This is a genomic window from Nocardiopsis alba DSM 43377 (genome assembly GCF_000341225.1).
Lineage (GTDB): Bacteria > Actinomycetota > Actinomycetes > Streptosporangiales > Streptosporangiaceae > Nocardiopsis > Nocardiopsis alba.
On the sequence record NZ_ANAC01000012.1, the window covers coordinates 278,294 to 293,922 of the forward strand.

At 71.1% G+C, this 15,629-nt stretch carries 17 protein-coding genes and 1 pseudogene; 7 read left to right on the forward strand and 11 right to left on the reverse strand.

Translation table 11 applies throughout. The features are described 5' to 3' along the window. The first annotated feature begins 120 nt into the window (after positions 1 to 120). A complete protein-coding gene (locus D451_RS0113615; RefSeq protein WP_026125053.1) occupies positions 121 to 1,110 on the forward strand; it encodes a GNAT family N-acetyltransferase in 990 nt (329 codons plus the stop codon). A 55-nt stretch (positions 1,111 to 1,165) separates the two neighbouring features. Here D451_RS0113615 and D451_RS0113620 read toward each other — a convergent pair whose 3' ends face one another. Then, positions 1,166 to 1,687 (reverse strand): GNAT family N-acetyltransferase, encoded by a 522-nt coding sequence (locus D451_RS0113620; RefSeq protein WP_014910710.1) that lies wholly within the window; start codon positions 1,685 to 1,687, stop codon positions 1,166 to 1,168. Positions 1,688 to 1,962: 275 nt separating this feature from the next. Between D451_RS0113620 and D451_RS0113625 the strand changes: the two genes are divergently transcribed. Further along, a complete protein-coding gene (locus tag D451_RS0113625; RefSeq protein WP_014910580.1) occupies positions 1,963 to 2,388 on the forward strand; it encodes a hypothetical protein in 426 nt (141 codons plus the stop codon). Positions 2,389 to 2,446: 58 nt separating this feature from the next. Further along, positions 2,447 to 3,256, forward strand: coding sequence for a thioesterase family protein (locus D451_RS0113630; protein WP_017534830.1), 810 nt, complete (start codon positions 2,447 to 2,449; stop codon positions 3,254 to 3,256). 67 nt (positions 3,257 to 3,323) lie between these two features. Here D451_RS0113630 and D451_RS0113635 read toward each other — a convergent pair whose 3' ends face one another. The 3 genes and pseudogenes from D451_RS0113635 to D451_RS0113645 all read right to left on the reverse strand — a co-directional run bounded on the left by D451_RS0113635 (position 3,324) and on the right by D451_RS0113645 (position 5,939). After that, positions 3,324 to 4,070: an SAM-dependent methyltransferase gene (locus tag D451_RS0113635; protein ID WP_017534831.1), complete on the reverse strand. Its 747-nt coding sequence runs from the start codon at positions 4,068 to 4,070 to the stop codon at positions 3,324 to 3,326. A 67-nt stretch (positions 4,071 to 4,137) separates the two neighbouring features. After that, positions 4,138 to 4,883, reverse strand: a pseudogene (locus D451_RS26515) (metallophosphoesterase). Positions 4,884 to 4,988: 105 nt separating this feature from the next. Next, the gene (locus tag D451_RS0113645) at positions 4,989 to 5,939 is read right to left on the reverse strand and encodes an NAD(P)-dependent alcohol dehydrogenase (RefSeq protein WP_026125054.1); all 951 of its coding nucleotides are present in this window, start codon (positions 5,937 to 5,939) and stop codon (positions 4,989 to 4,991) included. Between the two features lie 114 nt (positions 5,940 to 6,053). Here D451_RS0113645 and D451_RS0113650 point away from each other — a divergent pair, with 114 nt between their 5' ends. Further along, positions 6,054 to 6,662: a TetR/AcrR family transcriptional regulator gene (locus D451_RS0113650; protein ID WP_241463329.1), complete on the forward strand. Its 609-nt coding sequence runs from the start codon at positions 6,054 to 6,056 to the stop codon at positions 6,660 to 6,662. Positions 6,663 to 6,715: 53 nt separating this feature from the next. On the opposite strand, the gene D451_RS0113655 is transcribed toward D451_RS0113650, so the two are convergent. From D451_RS0113655 to D451_RS0113670, 4 genes are all read right to left on the reverse strand, one after another. Continuing rightward, positions 6,716 to 7,144, reverse strand: coding sequence for a hypothetical protein (locus D451_RS0113655; protein WP_017534834.1), 429 nt, complete (start codon positions 7,142 to 7,144; stop codon positions 6,716 to 6,718). A gap of 123 nt (positions 7,145 to 7,267) precedes the next feature. Continuing rightward, positions 7,268 to 8,146: a metal ABC transporter permease gene (locus tag D451_RS0113660; protein ID WP_026125055.1), complete on the reverse strand. Its 879-nt coding sequence runs from the start codon at positions 8,144 to 8,146 to the stop codon at positions 7,268 to 7,270. Next, positions 8,134 to 8,877: a metal ABC transporter ATP-binding protein gene (locus D451_RS0113665; RefSeq protein WP_017534835.1), complete on the reverse strand. Its 744-nt coding sequence runs from the start codon at positions 8,875 to 8,877 to the stop codon at positions 8,134 to 8,136. The genes D451_RS0113660 and D451_RS0113665 overlap by 13 nt, the downstream gene beginning before the upstream one ends. 40 nt (positions 8,878 to 8,917) lie before the next feature. Next, positions 8,918 to 9,850: a metal ABC transporter solute-binding protein, Zn/Mn family gene (locus D451_RS0113670; RefSeq protein WP_026125056.1), complete on the reverse strand. Its 933-nt coding sequence runs from the start codon at positions 9,848 to 9,850 to the stop codon at positions 8,918 to 8,920. Positions 9,851 to 9,984: 134 nt separating this feature from the next. On the opposite strand from D451_RS0113670, the gene D451_RS0113675 reads away from it, so the two are divergent. The 3 genes from D451_RS0113675 (at position 9,985) to D451_RS0113685 (ending at position 12,440) form a co-directional block, all read left to right on the forward strand. Beyond that, positions 9,985 to 10,461: a GbsR/MarR family transcriptional regulator gene (locus D451_RS0113675; protein WP_017534836.1), complete on the forward strand. Its 477-nt coding sequence runs from the start codon at positions 9,985 to 9,987 to the stop codon at positions 10,459 to 10,461. Then, positions 10,458 to 11,345: an alpha/beta fold hydrolase gene (locus D451_RS0113680; protein WP_017534837.1), complete on the forward strand. Its 888-nt coding sequence runs from the start codon at positions 10,458 to 10,460 to the stop codon at positions 11,343 to 11,345. The genes D451_RS0113675 and D451_RS0113680 overlap by 4 nt, the downstream gene beginning before the upstream one ends. A gap of 135 nt (positions 11,346 to 11,480) precedes the next feature. Further along, complete coding sequence (locus D451_RS0113685; RefSeq protein WP_017534838.1) at positions 11,481 to 12,440, forward strand: exonuclease domain-containing protein; 960 nt, start codon at positions 11,481 to 11,483, stop codon at positions 12,438 to 12,440. Between the two features lie 82 nt (positions 12,441 to 12,522). Here the strand turns inward: D451_RS0113685 and D451_RS0113690 are convergent, their stop codons facing one another. The 3 genes from D451_RS0113690 to D451_RS0113700 form a co-directional block, all read right to left on the reverse strand. Beyond that, a complete protein-coding gene (locus D451_RS0113690) occupies positions 12,523 to 13,602 on the reverse strand; it encodes a right-handed parallel beta-helix repeat-containing protein (protein ID WP_017534839.1) in 1,080 nt (359 codons plus the stop codon). A 129-nt stretch (positions 13,603 to 13,731) separates the two neighbouring features. Further along, positions 13,732 to 14,376, reverse strand: coding sequence for a response regulator transcription factor (locus D451_RS0113695; protein WP_017534840.1), 645 nt, complete (start codon positions 14,374 to 14,376; stop codon positions 13,732 to 13,734). Beyond that, positions 14,364 to 15,626: a sensor histidine kinase gene (locus tag D451_RS0113700; protein ID WP_017534841.1), complete on the reverse strand. Its 1,263-nt coding sequence runs from the start codon at positions 15,624 to 15,626 to the stop codon at positions 14,364 to 14,366. Before D451_RS0113700 ends, D451_RS0113695 begins: the two co-directional genes overlap by 13 nt. Between the last annotated feature and the right edge of the window lie 3 nt (positions 15,627 to 15,629).

Genomic DNA, 15,629 nt, shown 5'->3' on the forward strand with positions numbered 1-15,629 from the left:
GGGCGGTGCTTCGATGAGGGGCGGGTGCGGTGGTGGGGCGCTCGGACTCGTTCGGGATCGGGCGGGCGCGCCCGACGTGAGAGGGGACAAGGGTGGCGCCGTTGTGAAACGGTGAAGGTGATGAGCCCTCATGTGGAGATCTTCGACCCCGTAGCGGCCTCCGAGGCCGATCTGGAGTCCTGGAGCGCGACCTTCTGTCAGGGACGCGAAGAGCTGTCGGGTGGTGCTCCCCTGCCGGAGGAGTTGGCGGCGCGGCTGCGTGCGAATCGAGCGGGGACGGCCTGGAGGTGGGCGGCGCGCGACGACGCCGAGGGGCCGGTGACGGGTGTGGCCGAACTGCGCCGTCAACACCACGATCCCGGGATCGGGTTCATGCGGCTGTTCGTGATCGACGGCGCCCGTCGCCGGGGCGCCGGCCGCGAGTTGCGCGAGGCGGTGATCGAGCGGGCCCGCTTCCTGGGGATGGAGCGGCTGCGCAGCCTCGTCTCGGCGGGTCCTCCCGGGGAGTCCTTCGCCCGGACCGGCCCCTATCCGCGGACCCTGTCGCGGTTGGAGTTGCAGGAGCAGCGTCTGGACGCGGAGACGTTGGGGCGTTGTACGAGTCTGGCGGCCACGCCCGGTCGCGGATATCGGCTCACCCATTGGGAGGGCGAGGCACCGGCGTCCCTACTGTCCTCCTTCGGAGGGGTGATGGCGCACCTGATGGACGCTCCGGGTGTCGCTCTGGCGATGGGGTCGCGGGCCTGGGGGCCCGACCAGGTGAGGGAGTGGGAGCGTTCGATCACCGAGGACGGGTCCCGTCTGGTGGTCGGCGCCGCGTTGGAGAGCACCTCGGGTCGGGTGGTGGCGGCGACGGTGAGCACGGTGACCGGTGGTCGGGTGGCCGACCAGCACGACACCGCGGTGATGCCCGCCCATCGTCGTAAGGGGTTGGCGAGCCGGGTCAAGGCGACCCAGGCGTTGCGTGTGCACGACCTGTTCCCGCACGTGCGGGCGTTGGCGGTGACGATCGACCTGGAGAACACGGCGATGTTGACGGTCAACCGGTCGTTGCGCTATCGGCGGGTGGGCGAGCGTCTGTTGGTGGAGGAGAGCCTGTCCCACCTCTGACCGCGGGGCGGTGTCCCCGCCGCGGACGGCGGCGGGGACACCGCTCGGGAGCGGGTCAGACGCCGAAGGCGTCGGGGTAGCGGATGGTTCCGCGCGGGGTGGGCCGGTCGGGGTCCAGGGACAGGGCCATCATGGCCTCGTCGGGTACCTCGAACGGGGCGCGTACGCCGAACCCGGAGGCGGGTGTGAACCCGAACCGGGGGTAGTAGTCGGCGTGGCCCAGGACCAGGACCAGGTTCTCGCCCATGGCTCGGGCGGCGTCCAGTCCGGCGCGGATGGCGGCGGAACCGGCCCCGGTGCGCTGATGCTCGGGCAGGACCGAGCACGGGGCCAGGGCCAGCGCGGGCTGTTCATCGACGTGGCATCGGGTGAACAGGGCGTGTCCGACCGGGTCGCCGTCGGGGGTCAGGGCGAGGATCGAGAGTCCTTCGATCCAGGCCTCGGGGTCGGCGCGCAGGGCGTCGACGATGTCGGCCTCGGCCTCGGTGTCGAAGGCTGCGGCGGTGAGCGCGCGGATCGGACCGATGTCGGCTGTGGTCTCGGGGCGTGTGGCCCAGGTGCGTGTGGTGTTCGGCAAGGTGTGCGGACCTTCGTCTTCAGGGGTCCCGTGGTGTGTTCAGCCGGGGACCCGGTTTCGGGGAGCGTCGTGGGCGCCGTCGAGGGTGGCGCCGGTTCGCGCGGTCAACCGCTTCACCTTCTCCTGTGTATCGGGGGCGGGTGGCCCCGGCGGGTCAACGTCGGTGGGGCGCGGGATGTTCCCCGTGGCGGGGTTCTCCGTGGGGTGGGGAAACCATGGCGCGGGTCGGAGCGTCCCATCGTCAGGGCCTTTCCAGGGTGGGAGGGGCGGGTTCGATGGATGTGGAGGTCGACGCGGTGGAGCTGTTCGAGGAAGGCGCCAAGGTCCTGACGCAGGAGATGGTCAAGGGCGGTTGGACGGTGGTGCGGGGGTGGCTCGCCCGGGTGTTCGAGGGTGATGAGGCCAAGCGGGGTCGGGCTCTGGCCGAGTTGGAGGAGTCCCGTGAGGAGCTGAGCGAGGATCCGACCCTGGTCTCGGAGGTGGAGGAGGCCTGGAAGGTGCGGCTGCGTCGTCTGCTGCGCGAGGACGCCGGGGCGGCGGAGGAGCTGCGGGCTCTGCTGGACGAGGTGGCGCCGCGTGAGAGTGGCGGGACGACGGTGATCAACACCGCTCGTGACGTGCGGGGGAACGCTATTCTGATCCAGGCCGGCAGCATCGGCAGGGTGGTGGGGCCGGAGCGGGGGTCTTCTTCCTCCACGTGAACCGAATGAGATTCGGTCGGGTGTGGTCAAGCTTTCTACTGGCCGGTAACATCGCCCTATGAGCCTTGACCACCCCACCGAAGGCCACGAGTTCGACCGGGACACCCGCGTCGACAAGCGTGCCGACGGCGAGTTCACCGCCACCTTCACCGACGGCTGGACCACCTTCACCTCGCACCCCAACGGCGGATACGTCCTGGGGACGGCCCTGAACGCCCTGCGACAGACCCTCTCCCAGCCCGACCCGATCGCGGTCTCCGCCTTCTACCTGCGCCCGGCCGCGCCGGGGCCCGCGCTGCTGCGCACCGAGACCGTTCGCGAGGGGCGCCGCACGGCCACCGGCGCCGTCGTGGTCGAGCAGGGCGGCAAGGAGATCCTGCGCGCCACCGCCACCTACGGCGACCTGAGCGCCGAGGGGCGTGAGCTCCACCTGGAGGGCGCCCCCGAGCTCCCCTCCCCCGAGGACTGCCACGTGCCGGCCGAGTTCGCGGACAAGCCCGAGGGCGTGACCATCGCGCACCGGATCGAGTACCGCTACCCGGAGCGTCCGGGCTGGTTGGACGGGAAGAAGGACGGCACGCCCCGGGTCGACTTCTGGATGCGCTTCGCCGACGGCCGCGACGCCGACGTGCACTCCCTGCCCGCCATGGTCGACTTCGCGGTCCCGGCGGTGCTGGAGATCGGCGAGTTCACCACCATCACGGTGGAGTTGAGCACCCACGTCCGGGCCAGACCCGCCCCCGGCTGGCTGGCCTGCCGGGTCTTCACCAAGCACCTCTCCCATGGCCTGCACGAGGAGGACATGGAGATCTGGGACAGCGAGGGCACGCTGGTGGCCCAGGCCCGCCAGCTCGCGATGCTCCTCTGAGAGGGTCTCGCCCGGGGCCGCCCCGTCAGGGGACGGCCCCGCAACGTGTTCCGAGCGTGGTCGAGGGTCAGCGCCGCATCAGGGCGAAGACCCCCCACCCCAGGTATTCGCGCGTGTAACGCGTATAGCGCGCGGGTTCGGTGGTCAACTCCTCCCGCACCTGGGCGGCCATCTCGTCTTCGGGATTCTCGTCGAGCCAGCGGCGCATGGTGAGCCATTGGGCGGCGCTGTAGCGGTCCCAGCTGTCCTGGTCGGCCAGGGTCATCTCCACGACGTCGTAGCCGAGGTCGCCGAACGATTCGATCAGTCCTGGCAGCGACAGGAAGTCGTCCGGGCCGGTGGCGTGGCAGGCCTTGGCGGTCTCCTCGTCCGGCGGGGTCAGCCGCCAGTAGGGTTCACCGATCAGCATCAGGCCTCCGGGGCGCAGACTGCGTTGGAGCAGCTCGACCGTGCCGGCCACACCGCCGCCGATCCAGGTGGCGCCGACGCAGGCGGCCAGGTCGACCGGGGTGTCGGAGACGTGGCCGGCGGCGTCGCCGTGGACGAACTCCACCCGGTCGGCGACGTCGAGTTCGACGGCTCGGGCCCGCGCCTGTTCGGTGAACAGGGTGCTGATGTCCACCCCGGTACCGGTGAAGCCCAGGTCGCGGGCCCAGGTGCACAGCATCTCTCCCGAGCCGCCGGCCAGATCGAGCACCCGTGTTCCGGCGGGTAGGCGGAGCGAACGGCCCAGGGCGGCGAGCTTGTCCGGGGTGAACGGGTTGTGGATGCGGTGTTCGCTTTCGCGGATGGTGAAGATGCGGGGAAGGTCCATGGTGGCCTCCTTGTCGTCGGTTCCGGCGGGCGCGGGGCCGGTCGGTGGTCGGTCGTGGGCGTTCAGGTCAGGGCACGGAGCGAAAGTGCGTGGTCAGGGAGGCGTCCTCGGCCAGGACGTGGAAGGCGATCCCGGGCGGCCGAGTGCGCACGGCGCGCGCCTCCTCGGTCTCCCAGGGCATGCTCAGCGTGGAGGTGACGCCGGGGGCGACCAGGACGGGGCGGCCGGCCAGGGTGGCGGCGGCCCCGGTGTGGGCGTGCCCGGCCAGGACGCCGACGACACGCGGATACTCCTCCAGCAGGGCGACCAGGTCCTCGACATTGTCGAGCGCCAGCCTGTCGGGGAGCGGGTGGTGCAGGCGCACCGGGGGGTGGTGCATGGCCAGGAGGACCGGGATGTCCTCGGGGAGTTCGTCGAGGGTGCGGCGCACGCGCTCCAGGGTCTCGGTCCCCAGGTGTCCGTCGTCGCGCCCGGGGATGGAGGTGTCACAGGCCAGGACGGTGAAGCCGGTACCGCGGTGTTCGGTGTCGACCGGGCCGTCGGAGGGGGCCTGTCCCAGGAGGCCGGAGCGCAGGGCCGCCCGGTCGTCGTGGTTGCCGGGGCAGACCAGGACGGGGAAGGGCAGGTCGAGCAGGGCGGCGGCCTGCTCGTACTCCTCGGGGCGCCATGGTCGGCGATGTCGCCGCTGACCACGAGCAGATCCGGGCTCCGGTGCAGGGACCGCAGGTGGTCGACGGTGCGGGTGGCGCGTCGGGTGGTCTCCTCGGTTCCGTCCAGGTGCAGGTCGCTGATGTGGGCGATCAGAGCGCTCAAGGGTTCGCTTTCTCCCGGGGGTGGGGTCGTGGCGGGAGGGCCCGGTCGACCCGGCGGGGCCGGATCGACCGGGGGTCGGAGGCGTTCGTGGCGCCGAAAGGGGGCTCAGAGGGTCACGACGACCTTGCCTCGGACCCCGCCTCGTTCGAGCCTACGGTGGGCGTGGACGATGTCGTCCACGCCCAGGACCGTGTCGATCACCGGCACGATCGTCCCCTGTTCGACCAGGGAGGTGAGCTCCTCCAGCTCTCGCGGGGTGGGGTCGTTGCTGAACGCGCCCAGACGGGTGCGCCGGTGGAGGTGGCCCGCCACCACCCACAGGGCCGATCGGATCGGTCGGCTCGGGTCCAGCGCGAGCGGGAACAGCGTGCCGCCGGGGACGAGCCGGTCGCGGAGCGCGGGCAGGTGGGTGCCGACCAGGTCGACGATCGCGTCGAAGCGCCCCAGGTCGTGGAGGGGTGTCCGGCGGTGGTCGAGGGCCTCGGAGGCGCCCAGTTCCCTCAGCCGGGAGAGGTGGTCGGCGCCGGCCAGGGCGGTGACGTGCGCGCCCAGGGAGGCGCCGAGTTGCACCGCGACCACGCCCACTCCCCCGGCGGCTCCGCGGATCAGGAGCCGCTGTCCCGGTCGAAGACGGATCCGGCGGGTCAGGGCGTGCAGGGCCGTGGTGCCCGAGGCGGGGAGCGCGGCGGCCTCGTGGGGCGAGAGCGTGCGCGGGGCCGGGGCGACGCGTTCCTGGGGGACGACGATCGTCTCGGCTATGGAGCCGAAGGTGCCGTGCGGCATCACCCCCCACACGTGGTCGCCGACGTTCGCCCGGGTGACGGCCGTCCCCGTGCGTTCGACGGTTCCCACGAAGTCGACGCCCGTCCCGGCGGGGAGGCGTTGGCGTAGGACGTGGCGCAGCCGTCCGGCGCGGATGGGGATCTCACCGCCGCCGACGGCGGCGGCGCTCACCCGTACCCGCACGTCGGTCTCGCCCACCGGGGGCGTGGGGAGTCCGTCGACGACGGTGAGGACCTCGGGTCCTCCGTAGCGGTCGTAGCGAACCGCGCGCATGGTTCCTCCTGGTGCGGGGAAGTCCCCGCCGTGTTCGTGGGTTCTCACCGGTGGTCGCCGGTGTCGATGGGGGTAACCCGTGCCCCGCCGGCGGGCCATCCCGATGGAGGACAAGTGAGACGAGAAGTGGTCGAGGACGCGCGGTTCCGGTCCGATTCCGAGCCTGGGGGGCTTCGGCGGGACGCCCGGCGTAACCGGCTCGGTGTGCTGAGGGCGGCGCGGGAGGTCTTTCGTGAGCGGGGGCTGGAGGCGACGGTGCGGAACGTGGCCCATCGGGCCGGGGTCTCCACCGCCACGGTCCATCGGCGTTTCTCCGGTCGTGACGCGATCGTCGCGGATCTGGCCGAACAGGTCGCCGGGGAGTGGGACGAACGGTGGGAGGCGCTGGCGCGCGGGTTTCCGGCCGAGGTGGCTCTGGAGCGGGCGCTGCGGCTCGTCGCCTCCGAGACGGTCGCCACGCGCGCGTGTTCCCCGGACCATCGGGAGCTCTTTCCCGAGCGTGCGCGGGAGTTGGAGGAGCGGGTCCATCGGGGGCTGTGCCGGCTGCTGGCGGACGCGAGGGAGACGGGAGGGACCTCGGCGGCGGTCGGTGCCGAGGATCTACGTCTGGTCATGATCTCGGTGGCGGCGGTGGTGGCCGTCGAGTCGGACGAGGAGCGGGCCGAGCGGGCGGCCCAGCGGGTGGTGACGCACTTTCTGAGGTCGTTCCGCGGTACGGGCTGACCGGGGGGGCGGTGCGCCCGGGCCGGTCCGGTCGGAGCCGGACCGGCCCGGGGTCAGGGTCGTTCGTCCTCGCCTCGTGCCTGGAGGCGTTCGTGACGCTGGCGGGCGGCCTGGGCGGTGCCCAGTCCGAGGCCGAAGGCGATCTCCTGCCAGGTCATCTCGCGTCCCCTGGCCATGCTGAGAAGGCCCGATTCCATCTGGTCGAACTCCGCGCGGGCCAGGGGTACCAGGGTCAGCGCGGCGGTCAGGTCGGCCTGGTCGACGGCCGGCGCGCCTTCGTCGGGAAGGGCGCTGCCGGCGGCCAGGTCGGCGATGCGGCGGACGGCGTCGTGCGGGGCCATGGGCATGCGCCGTTCCTCCCAGCGGGTGCGGTCGGTGCCGGTGGCGTGGCGTTCGGTGATGCGGAACAGGGCCTCGTAGGCGCGGGCGCGTCGGGCCTGTTCGGGGTCGGGTCGGGTGAAGGGGTCCGGTTCGGTGCTCATGGCGTCAACTATGCGTTGTTCACGGATAGTTGTCAACGGAATATGTTGAACATTTTGTTCAATCGATGACGAGCGGCCCGCCCCGATGGTCGGGGCGGGCCGCGAGGGTGGTCGTTTCGACTCTCAGCCCTCGACACGGGCCGGGCTTCGCCGTGCCCGTCCACGTCGCAGGAGGCCGTGGCGGGGCGAGAACAGGTAGGCCAGGGCGAAGGCGCAGGTCTGGGCGAGAACGATGCAGCCACCGGTGGAGGCGTTCAGGTGGAAGCTGCCCAGGACGCCCACGATCGCGGCGAGCACCGCCACGGCGGCGGAGATGAGCAGCATCCTCTCGAAACGGTCGGTGAGCAGGTAGGCGGTGGCGCCCGGAACGATCACCATGGCCACCACCAGGATGATGCCCACTGCCTGGAGGGCGACCACCACGGTCACCGACAGCAGCCCCAGGAGCAGGGTCTCCAGCAGGCGTGGGTTGACGCCGATGGCGTGGGCGTGCACGGGGTCGAAGGCGTACATGGTCAGGTCGCGGTGCTTGTACCAGACCACCGCCAGGACCACGGCGGCCAACAGCAGCACCTGCACGATGTCGGAGTCGGACACGCCCAGGACGTTGCCGAACAGGATGTGGCCCAGATCGGTCTGGCTGGGCACGCGGGAGATCATCACCAGCCCCAGGGCGAACATGGCGGTGAAGACCACGCCGATCACCGCGTCCTCCTTGACCCGGGAGGTGCGGTTGACCACCCCGATCAGCGCCACCGAACCGGCGCCGAACACCAGGGCGCCCAAGGCGAAGGGCAGCCCGAACATGAAGGACAGCACCACCCCGGGCAGGACGGCGTGGGAGACCGCGTCGCCCATCAGCGACCAGCCCACCAGCGTCATCCAGCAGGACAGGACGGCGCAGACCACCCCGGCGACCACGCTCACCAGCAGGGCCCGCTGGACGAACTCGAACTGCAACGGCACCGTGAACCACTCCACGAACCCGATCAACGCGTCCACGAGTTCTCCTCTCCGGGGTGCATACCGAACGCCTCCAGCAGCGTGTCCGGTTCGAGTACCTTCTCCGGCGGCCCGTGGGCGATGACGCGGCGCTGAAGCAGGATCGCCTCGTCGCACAGGGTGGGCACCTGGGCCAGGTCGTGGGTGGACACCAGCAGGGTGCGTCCGGCCCGGCGCAGCTCCAGGAGCAGTTCGACGATGGTGGCCTCGGAGCGCTTGTCCACCCCGGCGAAGGGTTCGTCCAGCAGGAGCACGTCGGCGTTCTGGGCGATGGCGCGGGCCACGAAGGCGCGTTTGCGCTGCCCGCCGGACAGGGCCCCGATCTGGCGGTCGGCCAGGTCGGTCAGGTCGGTGCGGGCCAGGGCCCGATCGACCGCCTCACGGTCGGCGGCGCGGGCGCGGCGGCGGCCGCCCATGTGTCCGTAGCGGCCCATCATGACCACGTCGCGCACCCGGACGGGGAAGGCCCAGTCGACCTGTTCGGACTGGGGCACGTAGCCGACGAGCCCCGCTCGGCGGGCGGCCAGACCGTCCCTGCCCAGGACGCGTACCCGTCCCCGGTCGGCGGGCACCAGGCCCAACACGGTCTTGAACAGGGTGGACTTGCCCGATCCGTTCATGCCGAGCAGCCCGCAGATCCGTCCGGGCTCCAGGGACAGGCTCACCCGGTCCAGGGCCAGGACGTCGCCGTAGTGGACGGTGACGTCGTCGACCTCGATGGCGGCCGTCATGGACGCCTCCCTTCCTCGAAAGCGCTCGTGGTGTGCGGTCTCATGTTCCGGTGAGGCCGTCGACGATGGCCTCGGCGTCGTGGCGGAGCAGGTCGAGGTAGGTGGGGACGGGGCCGTCGGCGGTGGAGAGCGAGTCGACGTAGAGCGTCTCCCCCATGCGTGCGCCGGTCTCGCGTATCACCGAGCGTTGGGCGCTGTCGTTGACGGTGCTCTCGCAGAACACGGTGGGGACGTCGTTGTCCCGGACGAAGTCCGCGACGGCGGCGATCTGGCGGGGGGTGCCCTCGCGTTCGGCGTTGACCGGCCACAGGTACCTCTCGGTGAGGTCGGCGTCGCGGGCCAGGTAGGAGAAGGCCCCCTCACAGGTGACCAGGGCCCGGGAGGAGGAGGGGACCTCTGCGAGTTCGGTGTCCAGGTAGTCGGCGACCTCGGCGATCTCGGCCTTGTAGGCCTCGGCGGCCTCGGCGAACTCGTCGGCGCCCTCGGGGTCGAGTTCGGTGAGGGCGTCGCGGATGTTGTCGACGTAGATCGGGGCGTTGGCGGGTGACATCCAGGCGTGGGGGTTGGGTTCGCCCTCGTAGCCGCCGGAGGTGATGGGGATGGTCTCGACGCCGTCGGCGAGTACGGCGGTGGGGGCCTGGACGCGTTCGGTGAACTGGGCGAACCAGGCCTCCAACCCCAGGCCGTTCTCCAGGATCAGGTCGGCGTCGCGGCCGCGGACCAGGTCGTCGGGGGTGGGTTCGTAGCCGTGGATCTCGGCGCCGGGGCGGGTCAGGGAGGCCACGTCGACGCGGTCGGCGGCGACGTTCTCGGTCATGTCGGCCAGGACCGTGAACGTGGTGAGCACGAGGGGACGATCCCCCGGGCGCTCGGGTGGGGTCGTGGTGCAGGAGCTGAGTACAAGTGCTGACATACCGGCACAGAACATGACCGACCAGGCTTTTGAAGACAACCCATCTCTAAAGTTCGGCACGCCTAACTTTTACCACAGTCGGGGCGAACCCACACACGTCGCTAGTGATCCGCTGAGGCGGAGTGTGCTCTTGGAGCGCATGGCGACCTTTACAGTCATTGCAGTCATGACTGCAATGACTGTAATGTGGCCGCATGAGCGAACCCACAGAGAGGGAACTGGCCTTCGTCGACGAGGTCGCGGTGTTCTTCGAGGACGAAGGGCTGCCCCTGATCGCAGGCCGTGTCATCGGATGGCTCCTGATCAGCGACCCGCCCGAACAGAGCGCCGCCCGGCTCGCCGAGGTACTCCAGGTCAGCCGCAGCTCCATCGGCACCGCCACCCGCATGCTCACCCCCAGCGGCCTGGTCGAGGGCGTACGCAAGCGCGGCCACCGCCAGGAGTACTTCCGCATCGCAGACGACGGCTGGAGCCGGATGCTGGAGCGCCGCTACGCGTTGGCCACGAGCTTTCGCCGGGTCACCGAACGAGGGCTGGCGGCTCTGGAAGACGCCTCCCCCGAACGGCGCGAACGTCTGGCCGGCGTCCACGAGCTCTACGGGTTCCTGGAGAGGGAACTGCCCGCCATGCTCCGACGCTGGCGGGAAAGAGACGAGGAGGACACCCCGTGAACGAGAACACGACCGACCCCCGAGACCGTGTCTTCCACCGCGAACGGGTCTCGATGCCCGAGGGCGACCTGAGCGTGATCGTCGAGGGCCCCGAACAGGCTCCGCCGGTGCTGCTGCTCAGCGGCGGCGGGGTGGACAGCGCCACCCTGAGCTGGCGCCACCTCATCCCCGACCTGGCCCGTGACCACCGGGTCATCGCCCTCGACTGGCCCAAACAGGGCAAGAGCACCCCCTGGGAGGGGATCGCCGACCACGCGACGCTGCGCCGCTGCGTCCTGGCGGTCCTGGACCGCTTCGCCTCCGGACCGGCCCGTGTCGTGGGGCTCTCCCAGGGCGGGGCGATGACCCTGGACACCGCCATCGAACACCCCGACCGGGTGGAACGCCTGGTGGCGATGTGCCCCGCCGGCATCCTGGAGTTCCCACCGGTGGTGCACCAGGCCCTGTGGCTGATGGCGCGCAGCACCCTGCTGGGATCCACCCTGCCGGGGATGATGATCGGCGACCGGCGCAAGGTCGAGGCCTTCGTCCGGCGGAGCCTGTTCGCCGGCCCCGTCGCCGACTTCGACCAGGTCATCGACGAGGTCATGGCCGAGATGGAGTTCAACGGCGCCTCCGCCTCCGACTGGCAGAACACCTCCATCGGCCCCTGGCGCATGAACGTGGACCTGCGGCCGCGCCTGCGCGAGATCACCTGCCCGGCGCTGTTCCTCCAAGGGGCCAAGGACGTGGGCGTGCCCCCGGCCCGCACCATCGCCGCCGCCAAGGCGGTCCCCCACGCCCGCCTGGAACTGCTGGCGGGACACGGTCACTGGCTCGGCCGCCAGTCCCCCGAAAGGGTGGGGCGCCTGGTGCGCGACTTCCTCACCGAGCCCGCCCCCTGAGGACCCCGAAGCGCCCGCCCCGGGAGGACGGCCCCGGCCGGGCGCTTCGGCGGGCTCTTCTCGGCTTCGGGTCGTCCCGGTGGGCGCCCGTGGGTAGGCTCGATCCGTTCGGACGGGACCTTAAGGGAGGCACGGGTGTCGCACACCTGGACCGCGATCGACTTCGAGACCGCCAATCAGGACCGTGGCAGCGTCTGCGCGGTGGGGTTGGTGCGGGTGAGCGACGGGCGGGTGGTGGACCGGTTCGGCACCCTCATCCGGCCGCCCGGCCCTGCGGCGTTCTTCTCCCGGCACAACACCGCCGTCCACGGGCTCACCGCCGACGACGTACGCGGAGCGCCCACCTGGGAACCGGTCCTGGAACGGATCCTGGACTTCTCCGGCGGCGGCCCCCTGGTCGCGCACAACGCGGCCTTCGACATGGGAGCGCTGCGTCAGGCCAGCGCCCACATCGGCCATGACCTACCGGCCCTGGAGTACGCCTGCACCCTGGCGATGTCCCGGCGCACCTGGGATCTGCCCGACCATCGGCTGCCCACGGTGTGCGCGCACATCGGCCATGACATCGCCCACCATCACCGGGCCGAGGACGATGCCGAGGCCGCCGCGCGGATCATGATCGTCGCGATGGAGCGCTACGGCACCACCTCCCTGCCCGAGGCGCTGCGCGCCGCCGGTCTTCCCGGGCGTCGGACCGAACGATTCTCGGCGGGTTCGGCGGCGGTCGCGGTCCCGCCGACGAGCACGGTCGGAGAGGGCCGCTTCGAACGGTGGCAGCGGGCCGCCCAGACCCCGCTGCCCGAGCCCTCCCCCGACGCCGACCCGAACGGCCCCCTGTTCGGGCGCACCGTGTGCGTGTCGGGCGACGTGGCCGGGATGGACAAGACCGAGGTGTGGGAGCGCGTCGCCGAGGCGGGTGGACGACCGGCCAAGAACGTCACGAAGAAGACCGACGTGCTCGTGGTGGGCTCCAGTGACCACGGTGGCAAGACCTCCAAGCACCGGCAGGCCGAGACCTACATCGCCAAGGGCCAGCGCATCGACATCATCGATGGACGTGAGCTGCTGACCCGGCTGGGGCTGACCTCGGCCTGAGAGCCTCGGTCGGCGACGTCGCGGTGAGGGGGTCGGGGCCGTGCCGCGGAGAGGACGGCACGGCCCCGACCCGTGGTGGGGGTCAAGGGGTGACGTCGATGTTGGTCAGGCCTCGGCTCGCGTTGTCGACGGTGTTGCTCTCGTAGACGACGTTGGGGTCGTCCGCGCAGTCGGACTGGCTCCACAGAGCGATCGCGAAGCCTCCGACACCGCCCAGGTCGGAGTGGTTGTCGCGGAAGACGTTGCCGCAGCCCTGGCCGTCCACCTGTTGGGTGCTGGTGTAGCCGTGGGCGAACACCCCGGGCGCGGTGAAGGTGCCGACGTTGCCTTCGAAGAGATAGCCGTTGCCCTTGACGTCCACCCAACTGTCGGCGAAGTTCTGCCCGGAGATGCCCTGGCCGTCGAAGGTGTTGTCGGCGATCAGACCGTCGGAGGTGCCCTCCTTGACGTCGATGTGCTCTCCGCGCACGTAGGGGCCGAAGTGGTTGCCGGTGACCTCGATGCGATCGCTGCGGTCCACGCCGTCGTCGGTTCCGTAGCAGCCCCAGTTGCTGACGGCCGACCCCAGGTAGACGCCCTCGCCGAAGCCGGGCTGGACCAGTCCGGTGTCGCGGATGCGGGAGTCGCGGATCGAACCGTCGGAGCTGGAGCTGCGAAAGTGCACGCCCTCGTCCTCGATGTCACGCACCTCGATGCCGCTCAGGTGCACGTCGTCGGAGCGGTCGATGACGATGCCCTTCTTGGAGTCGGCGACGGTGACGCCCTCCACGTTCCAGTGGTCGGCCTCGTAGAACCAGAGGCCGTAGCCGCCGGCGTGGGTCTCGGGGGTGGGGCAGCCGCTGCCGGAGGGGGTCTCGTCATTGACCAGGACGGCGTCGGAGGGGCCGGTGAGGGTGATGGGGGCGTCGGCGGTCCCGGCGGTGGTGATCACGAAGGCACCGCTGTAGGTGCCGCCGTCCAGTTCGATGGTGTCCCCCGGCCGCGCCTGGGCCAGGGCCTCCTCCAGGGCGGGGCCGTCGGAGACCGGGATCCGTGCCCCGTCACGGATCGGTGATCCGGAGGGGGTGGGCAGAGGGTCGGCGAGTGCGGGGATCGCCGATAGGAACAGGGCGGCCGCGCCGACGGCCGCCGTGGTCGGGAGGGTTCCTCGGGGGATGGACACGATGACCTCCGTGTCGGGGGGCGGGCTCCCGCCGGGGCGGGACGGTGCCCCGACACTAGATCGACGTTCCGCCGCGATCAAGGGTCCCGTTCACCGTCCGCGCCCGACCGTGCACGGAGCGGGTGGGGCTCAGTCACCCAGGAATCGCAGGACCGCCAGGACACGGCGGCTGTACTCGTGGGTGCGCGCCAGGTCGAACTTGTCGAAGATCGCGTTGATGTGCTTCTCCACCGCGCTCAGCGACACGTACAGCCGTTCGGAGATGGCGGTGTTGCTCAGCCCTTGGGCCATGTGCTCCAGGACGTCGCGTTCGCGCGGGGTCAGGCGCGCCAACGGGTCGGTGCGGGTGGTGCCGGCCAGGAGGCGGCGCACCACCTCCGGGTCGAAGGCCGCTCCTCCCCGGGACACCCGTTCCAGCGCCTCCAGGAACTCCTCCACCTGCGCGACCCGATCCTTGAGCAGGTAGCCGACGCCTTCGGGCGCTCCGGTGAGCAGTTCGACCGCGTAGCGCCGTTCCACGTACTGCGACAGCACCAGTACCGCCACGTCCGGGTGGTCGGTCCGTAGCCGCAGCGCGGCGCGCAGCCCCTCGTCGGTGTGGGTGGGCGGCATTCGTACGTCCACCACGACGGCGTCGGGGGTGTGTTCGTCCACGCGGGACAGTAGGGCCTCGGCGTCGCCGACGGCGGCGACCACCCGATGTCCCTCCTCCTCCAGCAACCGGACCAGGCCCTCTCTGAGCAGGACCGAATCCTCGGCGATCACCAGACGCATGTGGAGCTCCGTGTTCTCGTGGAAGGGTCGCGATGCCCCAGGGGCAGGACGGCGCGTACGGTCGTGGGGCCGCCGGGAGGGCTGTCCACGGTGAGGACGCCGTCGAAGGCGGCGACCCGGCGGGCCAGCCCGGTCAGTCCACCGCCTTCGGGGTCGGCGCCGCCGCGGCCGTCGTCGGAGACCACCAGTTCGACCTGTTCCTCCGTGGTGTTCAGGTCCAGGATGATCCCGTCCGCTCCGGAGTGTTTGGCGGCGTTGGTCAGGGCCTCGCGGGCCACGAAGTAGACGGCGGTGGCCACGTCGTCCGGTAGCGGCCGGGAGGGTTCGGCGCGGAGGGTGACGGGCAGGGGGCTTCGTCCGGCGGCCTCGGCCAGGGCCGCCTCCAGCCCCAGGGCGTCCAGGGTGGCGGGGTAGACGCGCCAGGCCACCTCGCGCAGCTCGTCCAGGAGGATCCGCGATTCGGTGTGGGCCTGGCGGACCAGCTCACGCGAGCGCTGCGGATCCTGGGCCCGTTGGGCTCTTCCCAACAGCATGGCCAGGGCCACGACCTGTTGTTGGACCCCGTCGTGCAGGTCGCGTTCGATACGTCGACGTTCCTCGTCCACGGCCTGTACCGCGCCCGCGCGGGTGCGGGTGAGTTCGTCGATCCTGCGGTGGAGGAGGATCTCGGTGTCGAGGCCGAGCAGGGCGCGGGCCAGCCCTCGTTCGGCCGCCGCGACCAGGGCGGTGGTGAACCACGTCAGCACCATCAGGCCCAGGATCAGCCCCGCCCCGATGGAGGTGGTGGTGCTGAGGATCTGTACGCCGGGCCAGGTGAGGTGGACCTCGGATCGGCTTCCGGTGACCGTCTGCCACAGGGTGCCCGCGGTCAACAGCACGGCCAGTCCCGTCCACGCGAACACCGCGTAGAACGAGACCAGATGCAGTGGCAGCCGGAACAGGAGGTGGAGCGCTCTTCGCCGCGCGGAGGCCTCGGAGCGGACGGTGATCCCCGTCCAGCGGGAGAGCCGTTCCAGGTCCCGTTCGTTCAGCCGGTGGGTCCAGCGGGCCGCCGTCTCCCGGGACCGGGTACGGGAGGGGGGATGGAGCGTTCCGGCCAGGAGGACCGTTCCGCAGGCCAGGGCCCACAGCGGTGTCAGGAGGCTGACGGGCAGGCCGGCGAACACCCCGACGTACTCGCGTCGACGCCTCCCCCACCGCTCGGTGGTGTGCCGTAGCAGGTGGGCGAGGGGCTCGGGGGCCTTCGACACGTT